The sequence below is a fragment of the Paraburkholderia youngii genome (genome assembly GCF_013366925.1).
In the GTDB taxonomy this organism is placed as follows: Bacteria; Pseudomonadota; Gammaproteobacteria; order Burkholderiales; family Burkholderiaceae; genus Paraburkholderia; species Paraburkholderia youngii.
In genome coordinates, this window is record NZ_JAALDK010000003.1 from 316,635 (window position 1) to 333,815 (window position 17,181).

Sequence of the window (17,181 nt, forward strand, 5' to 3'; positions counted from 1 at the left end):
GATGGACGAGCGAACGAAGCAATTCGAGGGCTGCCATCTCGGCGCCAGCAGCCCAATCGCGACGCACACGTGCCTCGAATGCAAGTTCTGCTGGTGGATCCACCATCCCGAACAAGGCGATCCGGTCTTGCAGATTCCTCCGCACGCGAGGTTCGCGGCGCTTCAGGCGCACTGGCGCTGCCGCGTTTATGGCCGCGCGCCGGATCAGGTCATTTTTCTTGTGGGACGCGGATTGACCGTGCGTGCAATCCAGCGAAAGGTCATACACGGCGATCCAAGGGTGGCTAGGCTTGTAGCGCACTTCGAAACGGCCGCAACCAGTGCGATGCCTGACATGCCGGTCGTGAAACTCGCCTTGCGTATCGAGGGGACCGGCTTTGACCCGGTGCCCGGCGAGACCGGGGCCCGATGCGGTTGGTTCGGGATGCCGATCACGCCATGGTCCATGAGGCCCCTCTCGTTACCCGGCGCGGTGCGGGACTCGGTGGAATGTCCGCGGCCGGCCGGTAAAGCGCACTTGCGCGTTGGCGACGTCGATTTCAAATGGCTCGGCGCGCACGCGCAAGACGTCGGAACCTATGCGTGCTGCTCGCTCTTTTTGCCGATGCTCGAATTCCCCAGACAGAAGAGCGCCACATCGGGCGGTGTCCCGCGCGTGTCGCGTCATGCGCTCCTGCGGCGGCCGGCCGCGTTCGGGAGCGCTCCATGACCGCGGCGATGCTGGCAGCATTGGCCGCACAGTACCGGGTGCGCCCCGGCCGGCACGACAGCATTGCGGGCGGGCGCCCACCACTGGCCGCCGCGCTGCTGCGCGGGCAACCGGTAGCAACCGCTGCGGCGCGGCTGTCGGCGCTGTTCTCGTTGTGCGGACTCGCACATAGGCTCTGCGCAGAACTTGCCGTCGGCGCAGCGGGCGCTTCAGTGGAGCACAAACGCGACGATGTGACCAACGCCGCTCATGCCGCAATGCTCATGCGTGAGACGCTTGCCGTGCATCTTCGCTGCATGTGGACCGACTGGCCGGTGCGGCTGGCCGCCGCCGCGCCGCATACGCTGCCCGACGTCGAGTCGGTTGACTCCTCCGACTGGCTGGAGCGGCACGTTCTGGGCATGCCTGCGCAAAAGTGGCTCGCGCACTGGACGGACGATCCGCGTGGCTGCTTAGCGGCGTGGTGCGCACGAGCCGCGACGTTCCCGGCCCGGTTGCTGGCAGCCTGCCGCGCGCACGCCGATACGATGCGCGCTACGCCGCGGCCGCTCATCATCGACGAAACGCGGTTAAGCGAACTGGCCGCGGCGATTGCCGAGAGTCCGGTGTTCGCGCACGCGCCCGTACAACGCGGCCTGCCCGCGGAGACCGGCGTGTGGACACGTAGCGACGATCCGCGCGCGTTGGAATACGACACGCCTTGGCTGCGGATTGGCGCGCGCGTCGCGGAGGTGGCGCGGCTGGCAGCGGGCGACGACGGGCCAAGTGCGCTTCGCTTTGGCGCGCGAACGTGCGCGCCCGGCGAGGCGCTCGGCTGGTGCGAGATGTCGCGCGGCGTGCTGCTCCATTGGGTGCGCCTCGCGCCAGGCGATGCGGCGCGCATCGAGGACTATCGCGTGGTCGCGCCGACTGAGTGGAATTTCCACGGCCAAGGCACGCTCGCGCAAGCCTTGTCGCGACTGGATCCGGCGTGCGGCGATGGAACGTTCGCCGCGCGCGTAGGCGCGTGGATGGGCGCGTTCGATCCCTGTGTCGCCTATGTGGTCGACACGGACGGCGCGTGAGCACAAGGATCGAGACAAGGCCCCGAATACTTGAGCTGAATGGAAGCCAAGGTATGCATGAAGTAAGTCTGGCCGGCGGCGTGCTTGCGTTGGTCGAAGCGGCAGCCGAGCGTGAGAACTTTGTCCGCGTGAAGGTGCTGAGGCTTGAAGTCGGACGCCTCGCTGGCGTCGATGTCGAGACGCTGCGCTTCGCCCTCGAAGCGATCGCGCCCGGCACCTGCCTTTGCGGCGCACGCGTCGAGATCGACGAACCTTCGGGAAGCGCGTGGTGCATGAACTGCAACGCGACCGTGGCGCTGGCCACGCGGGGCGCCCCCTGCGCGCACTGCGGCGGTTACTGGCTTCAGCCGAACGGCGGCACAGAGTTGCGCATCGTCGATCTGATCGTCGACGATGCCTGACAATCATCGGATTAGCGCAAGGAGAAGCAACATGTGCATAGGATGCGGGTGCACCACCACAGGCGATCGGCAAAACACCGCGCAGGGGCACGAGTGCGCGCATGCGCAGGGCCAGTCCGACACTCATTCCCACTCCCACCGGACGCCACCGGGCAAAGACCTGCACTACGGCCTCGGGCCCGCGGGCCTCACGGTGCCCGGCCTAGACCAGGGCCGCACCATCAAGCTCGAGCACGACGTGCTAGGCGAAAACAATCGCCATGCCGCCGTCAACCGGCGGCACTTCGCGCAGCATGGCGTGCGTGCGCTCAATCTAGTGTCGAGTCCGGGCTCGGGGAAAACGACCCTGCTGTGTGCGTCGATCGCCGCGCTGCGCGAGCGCATACCCAGCTTGCCCATCGGTGTGATTGAGGGCGACCAGCAGACGGCAAACGACGCCGAGCGCATCCGCGCGGCCGGTGCGCCCGCGATCCAGGTGAACACGGGAAAGGGCTGCCATCTCGACGCCGCGATGATCGACGCGGCCTTCGGACGGCTTCCGTTGCACGATCATCGCCTTTACCATGACCAAAAGCACGAGCGTGAATACGTACCGCTCACGCACGACGCCCCATGCAGCGTGCTCTTCATCGAGAACGTAGGCAATCTCGTCTGCCCCGCGCTGTGGGACCTCGGCGAGGAGGCGAAGGTCGTGATCGTCTCGGTAACGGAGGGCGAGGATAAGCCGCTCAAGTATCCCGACATGTTCGCCGCCGCGCGCCTCATGATCGTCAACAAGATCGACTTGCTGCCTTATGTACAGTTCGACGTCGAGCAGTGCATCGCGTATGCGCGCCGCGTGAATCCGTTCCTCGAAGTGATCTGGCTCTCGGCCACGACGGGCGAAGGCCTCGATGCGTGGCTCGACTGGATCACGAGTGCGCGCGACTCGATTGCCGAGCGCATTGGCGTGCTGGAGAGCAACCTTGCGGCGCAGCGTGCGCGAAAGCATCGCGCCGGAGGCGAGGCATGACGGCGCGTGTGCAGAACCTACCCCATACCCTCGGCGAACAGACGGTGCTCGCCACCGGCGCATGGCTGAAGAACGCTGCGTGCCTGTGCATCGGCGGCGACGTTCACTGGTCGATGCTACACGGCGATCTCGACGATCCGGAGCACTGTGTGGCGCTCGACACATCGGTGGCGGCGCTTGTTGAGAGCGCCGAGCGCGCGGGGCAGCCCGTGCGCATGATCGCGCACGATCTGCATCCCGACTTCTACAGCACGCGCGTCGCGCTCGAATTGGGTGAGCGGCTTGGCGTGCCGACCGTCGGCGTCCAGCATCATCACGCGCATATTGGCGCGGTTGCGGCCGAGCATGGGCTGCGCGAGCCCGTGATCGGCCTCGCGCTCGACGGCGTGGGCTTCGGCACGGACGGCGCCGCATGGGGCGGTGAGCTGCTGGAGGTGGCGCCCGCCTGCTGGCGGCGCCTCGGCAGTCTCACGCCACTCGCGCTACCCGGCGGCGACGTCGCGGCGCGCGAGCCTTGGCGAATGGCCGCCGCCGCCCTGCACGCGCTCGGGCGCAGCGGCGAAATCGGGCCGCGACTCTCGGCCGCCGTGGGGGCGACCGCGGCGCGCACGGTCGGCGTCATGCTCGCGCGCAGCCTCAATTGCCCGCCTAGCACCGGTGCGGGTCGCTGGTTCGATGCGGCGGCGGGACTGCTCGGCGTGTGCCTGCGCCAGCGCGCCGAATCCGAGGCGGCCATCGCGCTCGAAAGGCTCGCGAGCGGCTACCTCGTCGCGCACGAGGCCCCCGATGTGGCGGGCCTGTGGCGCATCGCGGACAACGGCGAGCTCGACCTTCGTCCGCTCCTCGTCAAGTTGCTCATGCTCGCGGACTCCGGCGAAGCCGCGTGCGGCGCGGCCGTCTTTCATGTTGCGCTAGCCAAGGCGCTCGCCCAATGGGCCGCGCTTGCCGCGCAGGGGCGCGCCGTTCTGTTTGGCGGCGGCTGCTTTGCTAACCGGCTGCTCACTGCGCATATACGGGAGTCGCTCGCCGCGCACGGCGTGCGCACCCTCATGCCCGACACGGTGCCCTGCGGCGACGCCGGGCTAGCGCTTGGCCAGGCTTGGGTTGCCGCATATGGTCCGCAGATGTTGTCCATGCCTACGACCGCAAGAGGAGTCAGTCCATGTGTCTAGCCATGCCGGCACAGCTCATCGACCGGTCCGACGCCGAAACGGGCGTCGTCGAGCTCGGGGGCGTTCGAAAGACGGTCTCACTCGCGCTCGTACCCGACGTGCGCCTAGGGGACTTCGTGATCGTGCATGTCGGCTTCGCGCTTGGCATGATCGATCCCGAAGAGGCCGAGCGCACGCTCGCGCTGTTCAGCGAGGTCGCTCGGTCGCTTGGCGACACACCCATCGTCCAGTCGGGAACGGCGCAATGAAGTACGTCGACGAATTCCGCGACGACGAACTCGCCGCGCGCATTGCTGGGCGCATTCAGGCGGAGACGCTGACCGAACGCCGCTATCACTTCATGGAGTTCTGCGGCGGTCACACGCACGCCATTTCCCGCTTCGGCGTGGCCGATCTTCTACCCGGTAACGTGTTGATGATCCACGGTCCCGGCTGCCCAGTTTGCGTGTTGCCGATCGGGCGCATCGATCTCGCGATTCGCCTCGCGCTCGAACACGACGTGATCCTCTGCACGTATGGCGACACGATACGCGTGCCTGCCTCGTGCGGTCTATCGCTCCAGCGGGCCAAGGCGCGCGGGGCGGACATCCGCCTTGTGTATTCTCCGCACGACGCGCTGCGCATCGCGCGCGAGCATCCGGAACGCGAGGTCGTCTTTTTTGCAATCGGCTTCGAGACCACTGCGCCGCCTACCGCGCTCGTCGTGAGTGAAGCCGCAGACTGCGGCGCGGAGAACTTTAGCGTGCTGTGCTGCCATGTACTCACGCCCGCGGCGATGACACATCTGCTCGCCGAGCCGTCCGCCGACGCGAACCCGGTGCTGCTCGACGGCTTTGTCGGTCCCGCGCACGTGAGTGTTGTGATCGGCTCGGCGTCTTACGAGGCGTTCGCGCAGAGGTATCGCAAGCCGGTCGTGATTGCCGGGTTCGAGCCGCTCGACGTGCTGCAGGCGATCCTCATGCTGGTGCGTCAAGTCAACGATGGTCGCGCGGAGGTCGAGAACGAGTTCACGCGCGCTGTCACACGCGCGGGCAACGCCGCCGCGCAGGCGCTCATACAGGAGGTGTTCGAAACGCGGGAGTCGTTCGAGTGGCGCGGCCTAGGCGAGGTCCCATTGAGCGGGCTGCGCATTCGCCCGAAGTACGCGCGCTACGACGCCGAGGTCCGCTATGAACTCGTCTACCGGCCGGTCGCCGATCACCTCAAATGCGAGTGCGGGGCGATCCTGCGAGGTCTAAAACACCCGCGCGACTGCACAATGTTCGGCACGGTCTGCACGCCCGAGAATCCCATGGGCTCGTGCATGGTGTCCAGCGAAGGCTCTTGCGCCGCGCACTATTCCTATGGTCGCTCGAAGGACATTCGAGTCGTCGAAGCATGAGCCCAGTCCACACATCCCCGGTGAAGCCCGCCTACGTGCGGCCCCTAGACTTTCGCGACGGCCGCATCGACATGGGCCACGGAGCGGGTGGCCGCGCATCGGCACAATTGACCCGCGAGCTGTTCGTCGCGAGCTTCGATAACGAATGGCTGCGCCAAGGCAACGACCAGGCCACCTTCGCGCATCTCGCGCCCGGGCCCGGCGAGCGCATCGTGATGACCACCGACGCGCACGTCGTCTCGCCGCTTTTCTTTCCCGGCGGCGACATCGGCAGCCTCGCCGTGCACGGCACCGTCAACGACATCGCGATGGCGGGCGCACGGCCTTCGTATCTCAGCGCGAGCTTCATCCTGGAGGAGGGCCTCCCGATGGCGGATCTGCTCCGCATCGTCGAGTCAATGGCTGCTGCGTCGCGCGCTTGCAGCGCTCCGATCGTGACGGGCGACACTAAGGTCGTCGAGCGCGGCAAGGGCGATGCCGTGTTCATCACCACGACCGGGATCGGCGTCGTGCCCTCGGGCATTCACATTGATGGCGCGCAGGCGCGGCCCGGCGACGTTGTGCTGCTCTCGGGCACTATCGGCGAGCACGGCGTGGCGATCATGTCGCAACGCGAGGGCCTGGGCTTCGACACGGAGATCCGCTCGGACAGCGCCGCACTACACACGCTCGTGGCGGACATGGTTGCCGTCGCGCCCGGTGTGCGCGTTCTGCGCGACCCGACTCGCGGCGGACTGGCCACGACCCTCAACGAGATCGCCAGCCAGTCGGGTGTCGGGATGCACATTCAGGAGCGCGCAATTCCCGTGCTGCCGCAAGTCGATGCGGCGTGTGAGCTGCTCGGCCTCGATCCGCTTTATGTCGCCAACGAAGGCAAGCTAGTTGCAATCTGCGCAAGCGCCGACGCGCCGCAACTGCTCGCCGCGATGCGCGCACATCCGTTGGGCGCGGCGGCGGTTTGCATTGGTGAGGTGGTCGAGGACGCCCACAGCTTCGTGCAGATCGAAACGAAATTCGGCGGACGGCGCATCGTCGACTGGCTTTCGGGCGAGCAACTGCCGCGGATCTGCTGATCCGTTTGCGGCGATAGGTATCGGGAGACTGAGAATGCTTTTTGATCGTCAGGTCGCTAGTCGCGTTGCCTTCGCGGGAGCTTTGAATGATCCATCCCCTTACCGCATCGATCAAGCAATGAGGTCTCCAGTCCCGCCCTCGCTGCAGCAGCCGTCGACCGCGCTCGTGGTCGAGCCTACGCTACATTCACCCTCTATTACGAGGAATGCTTTCCAATTCATTGTTGCCTGAGCGCTTTATCAGCAGCGGACTGTACCCGCCTCTCCTGGCCGGACAATCTCGCCTAACGTCAATGCCCCGCCCAACGGAAAGCTTCTTCATCGGCTCGACGAACGAACATTCACGCCGCCCGAGGGGACCCATCAGGACGCGAAGGCGGACTGTTCGAATACTTGGATGACCGCAGTCATCGCCATTCCTCAATTTGTTTTGTCTCCCGAAAGAAGTTTTCTCGGGATGGTTTCAAAGCTCAGCAGGCCACGGATGCGGTTGCATAACTCAGATCGGCGAGAACGAAAATTCGCACACGCGCGGCGTGACAAGTTGGCCGCTGGCAAAATCGCGCGAATGAATCTTATTGCACCTATGACGACAATATTTTCAGAAAATCCTTACCATCCAGCCCGTGTTGTCAACGAGTAGACTGTACCAACCGAACGCTGCGAGTCGTCACGGTTAATTTAGCTTGGGAGAGACACCTATCTGGGTTGTCGGATAGAGATGCACTATCTTCCCGAATGATTGACCTGATTTATCGTACCGTGCTGCCAATAGATAGCCTTTCGCCCTGTAACCGCCTAACGAAGCCGACACAGGGTTTATATCTTGCGTGCCGAGAAAAGGGCAGCGTATTTGGCCTGTTCGACGGAGCAAATCAATGCATGTTCTCGATGTCAATCAAATGACCGACTTTCTTTTGAATTCGTTTAAGTTGGTTTCGATCTTCGCGACCGTGTGCAGCGCGCTCGAGCTATTCTTTCCGGCTTATCGATACAGCTTCGCATCGTACCTTCGCGGCGCAAGGAACTGGACGATTCGGATTGGATGCGGCGCGCTAATCTGGCACTTGTACGCTGTGGGCTTGCAATGGTTAGGCGTCAAGCCGCTCCTGACGGTCAATCTTTCAACAGTGTTTCACTCTGACAACGCAGTTATCAAGACGGCTTTCGCCATCCTTTCAGGCGTTTTGGTCGCAATTGCCGGTGACTTCTTTTACTACTGGATGCACCGAGCACAGCACACCGTGCCATTCCTGTGGCGCTTGCACGCTACACATCACTCGATCCGCGAACTGACAGCGTGGAATTGCAATCATCACATTTCCGAGCCGGTTATCTATGCCTTGTTTGTAGCATTACCGCTCGCGCTGATCCACTTCGAGTCTGGCGTGGTGCCGGCTGCTGCCATGACACTCATTACCTTTCAGGCGCACCTCTCACACTCCAGCACGCGCATCAACCTTGGGCCTCTGCGATATATCATCGGAGACGGTCAGTTTCACCGAATTCATCACTCAACTCAGCCCCATCACCGGCACCGGAACTATGGGTTCTTTACGACCATCTGGGACACGACCTTCAGCACGGCATACTGGCCGAAACGGGACGAATGGCCTGAAGTGGGCCTTCGCAATCAGCCCGAGCCCCTCACCGTGCGCGACTACTTTATGTTTCCGTTTGATCGACGTCGCTGGTCTGCGGCTAAGATCGCAAACGATGTATAAGAATGTCGACATTAGAGATCGAGCGCAGTGGGAAGGTCATGCTGGAACTCGGTTTGACGAGGTCAGGAACCAGAAAAACACCAAATCATCTCGAAGAACAACCCAAATATCGGTGAAGCCGCTGAATCCGCTCGTGCCTACCTCACTTTACGTAGTCCCTATAAATATGTGCGGTAAAGACACGCTTCGGTTTCGATGAGTAGAAGAACCTCCGAACCTCATTGTCTGCGTGTACATCGTCTTCCGGACAAGCAGTTTCTGATGGATGATATCGGCATAGCCGGGAGCCTCATAGAGACGATGAATAACGACTGTGCAGCGTTCATGTGCAAGGCAGATGCAGCGACCATTGTTTGAAATCTGACCGTCGCACTTGAGTGTTGCTTCGATAAATACCCACGTAACGCACTAAAATTACAATTTATCAACCTTAGTGTGAGGTGGCGTTTGGACGTAAAAGGGAGCACGAATAGGTCGTTGCTCATTGCGATCTTTCTCATGTTTGAGCAACCAGCGAAGATAGAGCTCCATGTGGCTTTTCTATTCTGCCTTGAAAGCATCAATCTTTACGCAACCGCCACGAAGCGTTTAAGCGTCCGGTTACTGAACAGCAAGTCGAGATCCATCATCATCGATCTGGAGTCGCTTCTGCCGGGCGAAGAAGGTAAAGCCATCTCTTAGAGCGTGTTAGGAACTTCGATTGAGACCTGGTATCCTGGCGGGATGAAAACAACTGACCGCAAAGGGTATCCGACTGATGTGTCGGATGAGGAATGGAGTTTCGCGGCGCCGTATCTGACGCTGATGGACGTTGACGCGCCCCAGCGCAAATACGAACTGCGCGACATGTTTGATGCATTGCGCTGGATGGCTCGTGCCGGCGCGCCGTGGAGGATGCTGCCCAATGATTTCCCGCCGTGGGAGCTGGTGTATCAGCAGACTCAACGCTGGTTGCAGGCTGGCTGCTTTGAGAGCATGGTGAGTGACCTGCGCTCGGTGATACGCGTGGCACAGGGCCGTCGGGGACAGCCCAGCGCGGTCATCCTCGATGGCCGCACGATACAGTCGACCTGCGAGAGCGGCCCGCGTGCGGGTTATGACGGTTATAAGCGCAAGCGCGGTAGTAAGGTACATATTGCAGCAGACACGCTGGGACAGTTGCTGGCGGTGCACGTGACCCCAGCCAATGAACAGGAGCGCGCACAGGTAGCGGAGCTTGCGCGGCAGGTCCAGCAGGTAACGGGACGAACGGTCAAGGTGGCATTTGCCGATCAGGGATACACGGGCAAAGAGCCAGCGCAGGCTGCGTTCGACGAGGGCATTGACCTTCAGGTGATCAAACTCGAAGAAACGAAAAAGGGTTTCGTTCTGCTCCCCCGCCGGTGGGTGGTCGAGCGCAGCTTTGGCTGGCTCAACCGTTTCCGGCGTCTCGCACGTGACTATGAACGGCTCCCCGAAACTCTCGCTGGGCTTCATTTCGTCTTCGCAATGCTCATGCTTGTCCACGCCGTGTCAGTACTTCGTAAGCGTCATTCCGTGGCCGCATGGACAGAGCTGATGCCGGTGTCCAAAGTGATGCCCGTTACTTCAAGTGATGGGGACTACTTTGGACACACGGAATGCGCGATCATCGAACCGCAAGGGCCGACCGAATTACACACCAGAGTACCGACGGCAAGTTGCCGTCGCGGCGTGCGAGCCGGGTATTTCGGTGGCCAAGCTCGCGCAGGCGCACGGACTGAATCCGAATATGGTGTTCAAGTGGCGCCGGCAACTGCGGGCGGGCCTGTTTGAAGGGGTGGCGCCCAGCACAGCGGTGTTGCTGCCCGTAGCGTTACCCGATGCACCGACCGGCGAGACCGCAGAACCGGCGTCGCTCGCTCTAGAGCCTGTCGAGCCACATCGCGAGAGCGTACCGGCGGCGTCGGGCATCGAGATCGAACTGAACGGTGCCCGTGTACGCGTCACGGGCATGGTCGACCCCGTGCAGTTGCGCCTCGTGCTGCGCTGCCTGATGCCAGCATGATTGCGCCGCCAGGCGGTACCCGCGTATGGCTGGCAGCGGGCGTTACCGATATGCGCCGTGGCATGGATGGACTTGCCGCGCTGGTGCAGTCAGCACTCGGTCGTGATCCGTTCTCGGGGCACATCTTCCTGTTTCGCGGGCGTCGTGGTGACCTCATCAAGATTTTATGGTGGAGCGGCGACGGCATGAACCTGTACGCGAAACGACTCGAGCGTGGACGCTTCGTGTGGCCGCAGGCGGACTCGGGAACAGTCCATCTGTCAGCCGCCCAACTGTCGATGCTGCTCGAAGGGATTGACTGGCGGCATCCCGAGCGGACGTGGCAGCCGACGCACGCGGCATAAGGCAGGGTGCGGGAGCCCACAGGCGCGTGGCCTTCATTTACACTGTCATGCATGCCAGCCAGCCATCTGCCCGATGACATCGCCGCTCTGAAGCGCATCGTTGCCTCGCGCGACGAGACCATCGCGCAGTTGCTGGCCGAGATCTCGCGACTGAAGCGATGGCAGTATGGCCGCTCATCTGAGCGCATGACAGAACTGATGGACCAGCTGCAGCTCGCGCTCGGTGAGCTGCCTGTTCATGAACCAGATATGGCCGCACCGGCGAAGGCGCCTGATGCCGACGCGACTGCGGATACGTCGGCCACTACGAACCTTGTCCCACTGCGCCGCAAGTCACGGCACTTCCCTGCCCATCTTCCTCGCGAAACAGTTGTGCATGCGCCGTCAAACTGCGGATGCCCGGAATGCGGCAAACAGATGCGTGCGCTGGGCGAAGACGTCTCGGAGGTGCTCGACTATGTGCCCGGCTACTTCAAGGTACTGCGTCACGTACGTCCGAAGCTGAGCTGCCCGCGCTGTGCCGCAGTAGTACAGGAGCCGGCACCTTCGCGGCCGATAGCACGCTCGATGGCGGGTGCGGGGCTGCTCGCACAGGTCGTCGTCGCGAAGTACGCTGACCATATGCCGCTATATCGGCAGGCCGGCATCTATCGCCGTGCGGGCATCGAACTGGACCGGGCAACACTGGCTTCGTGGGTGCGTGAAGCGGCTGCCCTGCTGCAACCCCTGTCCGACGCACTCGGTGGTTACGTGCGCGCCGCAGACAAGATCCATACCGACGACACGCCCGTGCCGGTGCTGGAGCCGGGGCGTGGCAAGACACGCACGGCGCGCCTGTGGACCTATGTGCGCGATGACCGCCCGGCAGGAAGCCACGCGCCACCAGCCGTCTGGTACAGGTACTCACCCGACCGCAAAGGTGAGCGACCTCGGGAACATCTGGCGGGCTACACGGGAATCCTGCAGGCAGATGCCTTCAGCGGGTACGACGCGCTGTATCGTGACGGCACGGTCATCGAGGCCGGGTGCTGGGCGCATGCGCGGCGCAAGTTCTATGACCTGTACAAGCTGGACAGCTCACCAATTGCCGAGGAAGCACTGCGCCGAATTGGGGCGCTGTATGCCGTTGAACGCGAGGTTCGAGGCCAGACGCCGGACGTGCGCCTGTCTGCGCGTCAGCTGCGCTCGGCCCCATTGCTCGCTGATCTGAAGGCCTGGTACGAACACACGCTGTCACAGGTATCGGCGAAGTCGGGGCTGGCGAAGGCGATTAAGTACTCGCTGGGGCACTGGCATGCGCTCACACGCTATTGCGAAGACGGGCGCGTCGAGGTGGACAACAATACGGCGGAGCGCGCGATCAGGCCGCTGGTTCTCGGCAGGCGCAACTATCTGTTCGCTGGCTCCGACGGCGGTGGCCAAAGCGCGGCGGTGATCTATAGCCTGATCGGTACGGCACGCCTGAACGGCATCGAGCCGTTTGCCTACCTGCGCACGGTGTTTGAGCGCATCGCCGATCATCCCATCAACCGCATCGACGAGTTGCTGCCGTGGCGCCTGAAGCCGGCTGCATACATCGAGCAGCAAGCCGCCTGACAATCAATCCGATGGTCCAACCCCGCAAACCTGCCGTGCGCCTGGTCAAGGCGCCAGTGCCCGACTACGTACTGCGCGTTGAGCTGAAGTACATCAAGCCGGCGATCTGGCGACGAATCATCGTTCCCGGCTCGATCCGGCTGGGCAAGCTGCATGTCGTGCTGCAACTAGCCATGGGCTGGGAGGGCGGGCACCTGCACGAGTTCGTCTTCGGCGAAACCAACTATGGTGAACCTGATGACTTCGGATTCCAGAGCGATCCACCGATGCTCAATGAAGCACGGGTCACGCTGGCGAAGGCGCTGGGCGGGCTGAAGTCATTCACCTACATCTACGACTACGGTGACAACTGGCAGCATCGGATCAAGGTCGAGAAGGCGCTGATGCCTGATCCAGACATGCGCCGGCCGCTGTGCCTGGACGGGCAGAATGCGTGTCCACCGGAAGATGTCGGTGGAGTGCCAGGATATGCCGACTTCCTCGAAGCGATCACCGATCCGACGCACGAGGAGCACGACCACTTCCTCGAGTGGTGTGGCGGCAACTTCGATCCCGCCGCCTTCGATCTCGTGCTCACGAATCAGCGGCTCTCAGAGGTCAAGTTCTGATCGTCAAGACGGCCTCAGATTGACGCTTACAGTACTTCAAAGTTCCTAACACGCTCTAATCCGTCAAGGCGGCTTGGCTAGCCGCTTACGAATGCTCGCATCCGACCTGGTGATTCCCTGATGGCATCGGATCGACGGACGACCAGCGCCTTATGCACGTAACCATTGCTGGCGAAGTGGCGGTCCAGACTGGGTGAATTTTAGCTCGATCAACAATAGGCGAAGATGCCGCTCTATTGGCCACCGACGTGCCCGATGGCGTAGTATTTGTAGCGACGATGCTTATCGACTGTCCGGGGCCTGTCGAGGTTGCCTGCGCGACCGAGTCGAGGCCATAGCGTGGGATTGCTGCCAAAGCTGGCGTCACTCGCATGAGTGACGCCGATTCCTCTGATGGTCAGCATTGCCGGCCGCGCTCCAACCGGTGTTGGGGCTGACGTTCATGATCGACGGCAGTCTCGCTATGATGTAGCTGAACTAGGCCGCAATCGCGCCCGCTTTGCTGCCTGCGCCCGAAAGGCTAAGCGTGCTGATCCGCGGGCCGGACTCGATAACGAAGTTCGCTACTACCGACGCCGCACGCGGACCGCAGTCAGGCCGATGAATCCGCTGTGGTTCCATCAACGTTCGCGCCACCGGGGTTGCCAGAAGTTGGGGTGAAGTGGCTCGTGACAGGCGGCAGCGGCAGGAATGGCTTAAGCGTGTTCCTGATGACTTCTAGGCAGACCGCGCAGAACGGTTTCCCGAGCGTACGCATTTGGCAGTTGTATTGTGGACGATACAATCCGCAATGGAAATACCCTGCGCCTGTGAATGCACCAACCGTAGCGGCCGGGGCAGGCGATGCTTGGGTATCGCATTGCGTACAATTAGCGTTGACGGTGGTCGGTAGCGCAGTGGCCGCAGCGATCAGTGCCCCCCATTTGATCGTCGCGCGGTCGGTGTTGGCGGTTATGTTGGGTTGTGCCGGCTCGGTTCCCGTATAGGTGTCGTGGCCAGTTTCACCGCTTGAACAACCGGCGTACGTCGAATATTCGTCGGCGAGGCCGAATGCCGTGTGCCCCATTTCGTGGATACCAATTTGCTCTGCGCCGTCTGCTTTCGAAAACACCGCGACCGGCCCGCCGGAACCGCCGTAGATGATGCTGTTGACGATCACTACCGTCATGTTCGTCTGTGGCACCTGCGTGCGCGCGACGTTCAACGCTGTAGCGGCGTCGACGCTGAGCAGCCGCCGTATTTGCCCACCTTCGCAAAACGTCGCGTCGAAATAGGTGCGCGCCGTCGCGCCGGTACCGTTGCACACGCCCGCGGGGTCGTCAGCGCCGCTGTCGGTCGAGGAAACCTCGACGCGGTGTACGTTGACGGCCGACCACATCTCGTTGAACGGCGCGGTACCGGCGACAGCGTTTGCGAAGTTCCGCGCGTCGGTCGCATAGGTCGCCAGTTCGGCCCTCTGGTAGCCGTCGCCAAGGATCACAAGATTCCAACGCGATACATCAGGACCGTGGTCGATGATCTTGCTGACGCCGATGACGGCGCCATCTGCGGTAGTCATTTCAGGATGTCATCCAAACTGAATCGGGCGATTTCGCGCGCCGCACCCGTGCCAACCCGCGGGCCACCGCTGCGCGCTCGTTCGGCGCGGATCGTGCCGAATGGTGCGACTGGCGGGTGCTCTGTCGCCAACAGAACCAGTGTCGCCGCTTCCCAATAGGCCGGCACGAGAATTTCGAAAACGCCGCGCCGCAGAGCTGTAACGTGCGTTGGGGTCGCGCCGGGCGCATGCGCTTCGCGATACCGCGGCATTGGATCATGCTGGATCCGGCGGTATAACGGCCGGCCGTGGGGGTCGCGCAATTCGAACCAGAACCCCGCCTTGCCTTCGGAGCTGCACAGCTCATGCGAGGGTGGCAGGGTCATTTCGACCAGATGCTTTGAGGCGAGCGATAGCGCGTCGCCGTCGTAGGCAAAGATCAGGCGCAGGATGCGGCGGTACGGTGGACTAGGCATCGGCGAACATCGCGATCCGGCAGTGGTGCCACTATTTTCGAGAATGCGTCGAGCTGATCGACCAGCTCGGACGTTGCGGTTGTGCCCGGCGACCTCAATCTGCTGCTGCTCGCTTGCGCCGGCGGGTCGACTGTACACCAAGGCCGACGTCCTCAGACGTCCATCGCTCCAATATTCCCACCCGTAGCTTGGCCGCATGTACTGCTCACCGATGACTGCCGCTGGCAGCGGTAGCATCATTTGGTTCTCGCATCTTGTTGCATAACGGGGATGTCGACAGCGAAGCCTCGTCGGGCTCATTGCGGCCAGCAAAACTAAGCCACCGTTTGGCCATAACTACCTTCAGTAACGCGTGTCTGCATCCTTTACATCCACTATTCCAACGGAAAATAGCTGACTGGTCGCCGGTGCAGGAACAGCAATCGCAAGGTCGTTGTTCAGCTCAATGGCAATAGAGTGTGTGACCTTTCGTGCATGTCGCCAAAAGGCCAACATGAGAACGATCCAGTTCGTCTGCGCATCCCTCTGCTATCGGGGAGATGATAACGGCATTCGTACGCGCGATATCACTCGATATTGTTTAAGTGCGCATAAGGAAAGTTGATGGAACCTTTGCGAGTATCGGCGTTTTTATTGCTGCAAGTATTGATTTCTGATCAATGTCAATCTGATTCAAATTCCTAAATGACACCGTCAAGCACATTCGACTGATAGTAGAACGTACTGCGCGCCAGCTCCGCCGCCTTGAGCAGCGCGGGTAGCCGGTGATGCTGCCGCAGTTGCAGCACTATTTGCGTTTTTCTCTTGCGCCGCCTGCCTCTTCGCCTGAAGAGGGGGCGAGATTGTTTTTTAGGTACACCACGCCCGCGCGCAGATGCTCCTTTTCCCTGAGCAACCGATCACGGGTACGCTCATGCGGCGCATTTTCTTCGGCTGGTCTTTCGTGATCTGGGCGGAGCATTTAAGGGGCCCACTCGTGGACGGGAGGCGACAGTTCTTTCTTCCTAATGTAGTCTGGACAGACATCCTGGACGTCTCCCTGCCCAACGCGATGAAAGGGATCACTCGGCAGTCACCGTGAACTTCTTGGAGGCAAAGCTCAGGTTGCCACGCGAAGAGGTGATTTCGAACCCGTACTGCAGGTCACCGATTTCAAGATCATCATCAAAATAGTTGAGCGAGCGCAGAAATTTCATAAACGCCAGCACATCGATCGCGGCGTTGTCAGTCGTCGTCGTGCGGACGAACGTGTAGACGATGTTGCTGCGGTTGGTGCCCACGTATACGTTCCAACTTCCGTTGGACAGCGATACATTTCGATAAAGTGGAATTGCGCATCCGGCTTGCGTCCAGTTGTAGGAGATTGGCTTGACATTCCCGCAACCTTCCGCAGTTCCGGTGTAGTTCAGCCATATCATGATTTCATGCGCCTTACCACCGGCCCAGATATCAAACGTTGATTCCCAAGCCCCGCCAGAAGGCGTAGTAGCCGAGACGATGGCGGAAAGCGAGTTCAGTGAGCCGATGGTCTTGTTGACTTGGTATCCGATGTGCGGATAGGACTTGATGCCACTGGTGTTGGGTTGATCTGAAGTAACGCCCCAGTCGGGCTCGCTGTCACCCCCGAGCTTGCTGTTAGCCCATATTGTCTGGGGACCCGCGGTGACATTACTGCAGGGTGACCACACGTCGTTGTTGATCGTGTACCTACCGTAGATCCGAGAAGCGAAGAGGTTTTCCGCAGAGCAGGATGAGGTTTCGGGGGAAGTAGCAGACCACGTCTGGGCCTGCGCACTGGCAGTCCAAAGCATCAGCGCGGCGGTGGCAGTGGCAGCACGGGTCGCGCGGATCAAGATTCGAGGCATGGTCTTCTGATCTCCTGTCAGGTGGTAGGGTTGGTCGGCATCGGTGAAGGTCAGCGGCTTAGGCAACCTCCGATCGAGAGAGAAGCCGTGCGTGGGGCGACGTACTCTTAGACTGGGGCGGGTTCATCTCGTCTGTGGGTGCTCATGTCAGGTGTCTCCATAGCACTGCCGAGAGAGCGCATGTACACCGAAC

At 61.8% G+C, this 17,181-nt stretch carries 17 protein-coding genes and 1 pseudogene; 15 read left to right on the forward strand and 3 right to left on the reverse strand.

Annotated elements, in window-relative coordinates; all coding sequences use genetic code 11:
- The first annotated feature begins 1 nt into the window (after position 1).
- From hybE to G5S42_RS40115, 15 genes and pseudogenes are all read left to right on the forward strand, one after another.
- Positions 2-709 (forward strand): [NiFe]-hydrogenase assembly chaperone HybE, encoded by a 708-nt coding sequence (gene hybE, locus G5S42_RS40045; protein ID WP_176112232.1) that lies wholly within the window; start codon positions 2-4, stop codon positions 707-709.
- Positions 706-1,773, forward strand: coding sequence for a nickel-dependent hydrogenase large subunit (locus tag G5S42_RS40050; RefSeq protein WP_176112233.1), 1,068 nt, complete (start codon positions 706-708; stop codon positions 1,771-1,773). Before hybE ends, G5S42_RS40050 begins: the two co-directional genes overlap by 4 nt.
- 53 nt (positions 1,774-1,826) lie before the next feature.
- The gene (locus tag G5S42_RS40055; RefSeq protein ID WP_176112234.1) at positions 1,827-2,174 is read left to right on the forward strand and encodes a hydrogenase maturation nickel metallochaperone HypA/HybF; all 348 of its coding nucleotides are present in this window, start codon (positions 1,827-1,829) and stop codon (positions 2,172-2,174) included.
- Positions 2,175-2,205: 31 nt separating this feature from the next.
- Positions 2,206-3,186 carry a hydrogenase nickel incorporation protein HypB gene (gene hypB / locus G5S42_RS40060; RefSeq protein WP_176112235.1) on the forward strand — a complete coding sequence of 327 codons (981 nt, stop codon included), beginning with the start codon at positions 2,206-2,208 and terminating at the stop codon, positions 3,184-3,186.
- The gene (locus G5S42_RS40065) at positions 3,183-4,358 is read left to right on the forward strand and encodes a Kae1-like domain-containing protein (protein ID WP_176112236.1); all 1,176 of its coding nucleotides are present in this window, start codon (positions 3,183-3,185) and stop codon (positions 4,356-4,358) included. The genes hypB and G5S42_RS40065 overlap by 4 nt, the downstream gene beginning before the upstream one ends.
- Positions 4,349-4,606: a HypC/HybG/HupF family hydrogenase formation chaperone gene (locus tag G5S42_RS40070; RefSeq protein ID WP_176112237.1), complete on the forward strand. Its 258-nt coding sequence runs from the start codon at positions 4,349-4,351 to the stop codon at positions 4,604-4,606. Before G5S42_RS40065 ends, G5S42_RS40070 begins: the two co-directional genes overlap by 10 nt.
- A complete protein-coding gene (gene hypD / locus G5S42_RS40075) occupies positions 4,603-5,739 on the forward strand; it encodes a hydrogenase formation protein HypD (RefSeq protein ID WP_176112238.1) in 1,137 nt (378 codons plus the stop codon). The genes G5S42_RS40070 and hypD overlap by 4 nt, the downstream gene beginning before the upstream one ends.
- Positions 5,736-6,812, forward strand: a complete 1,077-nt coding sequence (gene hypE, locus G5S42_RS40080; protein ID WP_176112239.1) for a hydrogenase expression/formation protein HypE — start codon at positions 5,736-5,738, stop codon at positions 6,810-6,812. Before hypD ends, hypE begins: the two co-directional genes overlap by 4 nt.
- An 878-nt stretch (positions 6,813-7,690) precedes the next feature.
- Positions 7,691-8,536: a sterol desaturase family protein gene (locus G5S42_RS40085; protein ID WP_176112240.1), complete on the forward strand. Its 846-nt coding sequence runs from the start codon at positions 7,691-7,693 to the stop codon at positions 8,534-8,536.
- Between the two features lie 477 nt (positions 8,537-9,013).
- Positions 9,014-9,217 carry a hypothetical protein gene (locus G5S42_RS40090; RefSeq protein ID WP_176112241.1) on the forward strand — a complete coding sequence of 68 codons (204 nt, stop codon included), beginning with the start codon at positions 9,014-9,016 and terminating at the stop codon, positions 9,215-9,217.
- A 42-nt stretch (positions 9,218-9,259) separates the two neighbouring features.
- A pseudogene (locus G5S42_RS40095) lies at positions 9,260-10,045 on the forward strand (IS5 family transposase); the annotation flags it as partial.
- 85 nt (positions 10,046-10,130) lie between these two features.
- Positions 10,131-10,562: an IS66-like element accessory protein TnpA gene (tnpA, locus tag G5S42_RS46085; protein ID WP_217709861.1), complete on the forward strand. Its 432-nt coding sequence runs from the start codon at positions 10,131-10,133 to the stop codon at positions 10,560-10,562.
- Positions 10,559-10,906, forward strand: coding sequence for an IS66 family insertion sequence element accessory protein TnpB (tnpB, locus tag G5S42_RS40105; RefSeq protein WP_074295443.1), 348 nt, complete (start codon positions 10,559-10,561; stop codon positions 10,904-10,906). Before tnpA ends, tnpB begins: the two co-directional genes overlap by 4 nt.
- 51 nt (positions 10,907-10,957) lie before the next feature.
- Entirely contained in the window at positions 10,958-12,502 is a 1,545-nt protein-coding gene (tnpC, locus tag G5S42_RS40110; protein WP_176112242.1) for an IS66 family transposase, read from the forward strand.
- A gap of 11 nt (positions 12,503-12,513) precedes the next feature.
- Complete coding sequence (locus tag G5S42_RS40115) at positions 12,514-13,110, forward strand: plasmid pRiA4b ORF-3 family protein (RefSeq protein WP_018435911.1); 597 nt, start codon at positions 12,514-12,516, stop codon at positions 13,108-13,110.
- 592 nt (positions 13,111-13,702) lie between these two features.
- Here G5S42_RS40115 and G5S42_RS40120 read toward each other — a convergent pair.
- The 3 genes from G5S42_RS40120 to G5S42_RS40130 form a co-directional block, all read right to left on the reverse strand.
- The gene (locus tag G5S42_RS40120) at positions 13,703-14,668 is read right to left on the reverse strand and encodes a M64 family metallopeptidase (protein ID WP_176112243.1); all 966 of its coding nucleotides are present in this window, start codon (positions 14,666-14,668) and stop codon (positions 13,703-13,705) included.
- Positions 14,665-15,363, reverse strand: coding sequence for a hypothetical protein (locus G5S42_RS44780; protein ID WP_246392492.1), 699 nt, complete (start codon positions 15,361-15,363; stop codon positions 14,665-14,667). The genes G5S42_RS40120 and G5S42_RS44780 overlap by 4 nt, the downstream gene beginning before the upstream one ends.
- Before the next feature lie 821 nt (positions 15,364-16,184).
- The gene (locus tag G5S42_RS40130; RefSeq protein WP_176112503.1) at positions 16,185-16,988 is read right to left on the reverse strand and encodes a GH12 family glycosyl hydrolase domain-containing protein; all 804 of its coding nucleotides are present in this window, start codon (positions 16,986-16,988) and stop codon (positions 16,185-16,187) included.
- Positions 16,989-17,181: the final 193 nt, after the last annotated feature.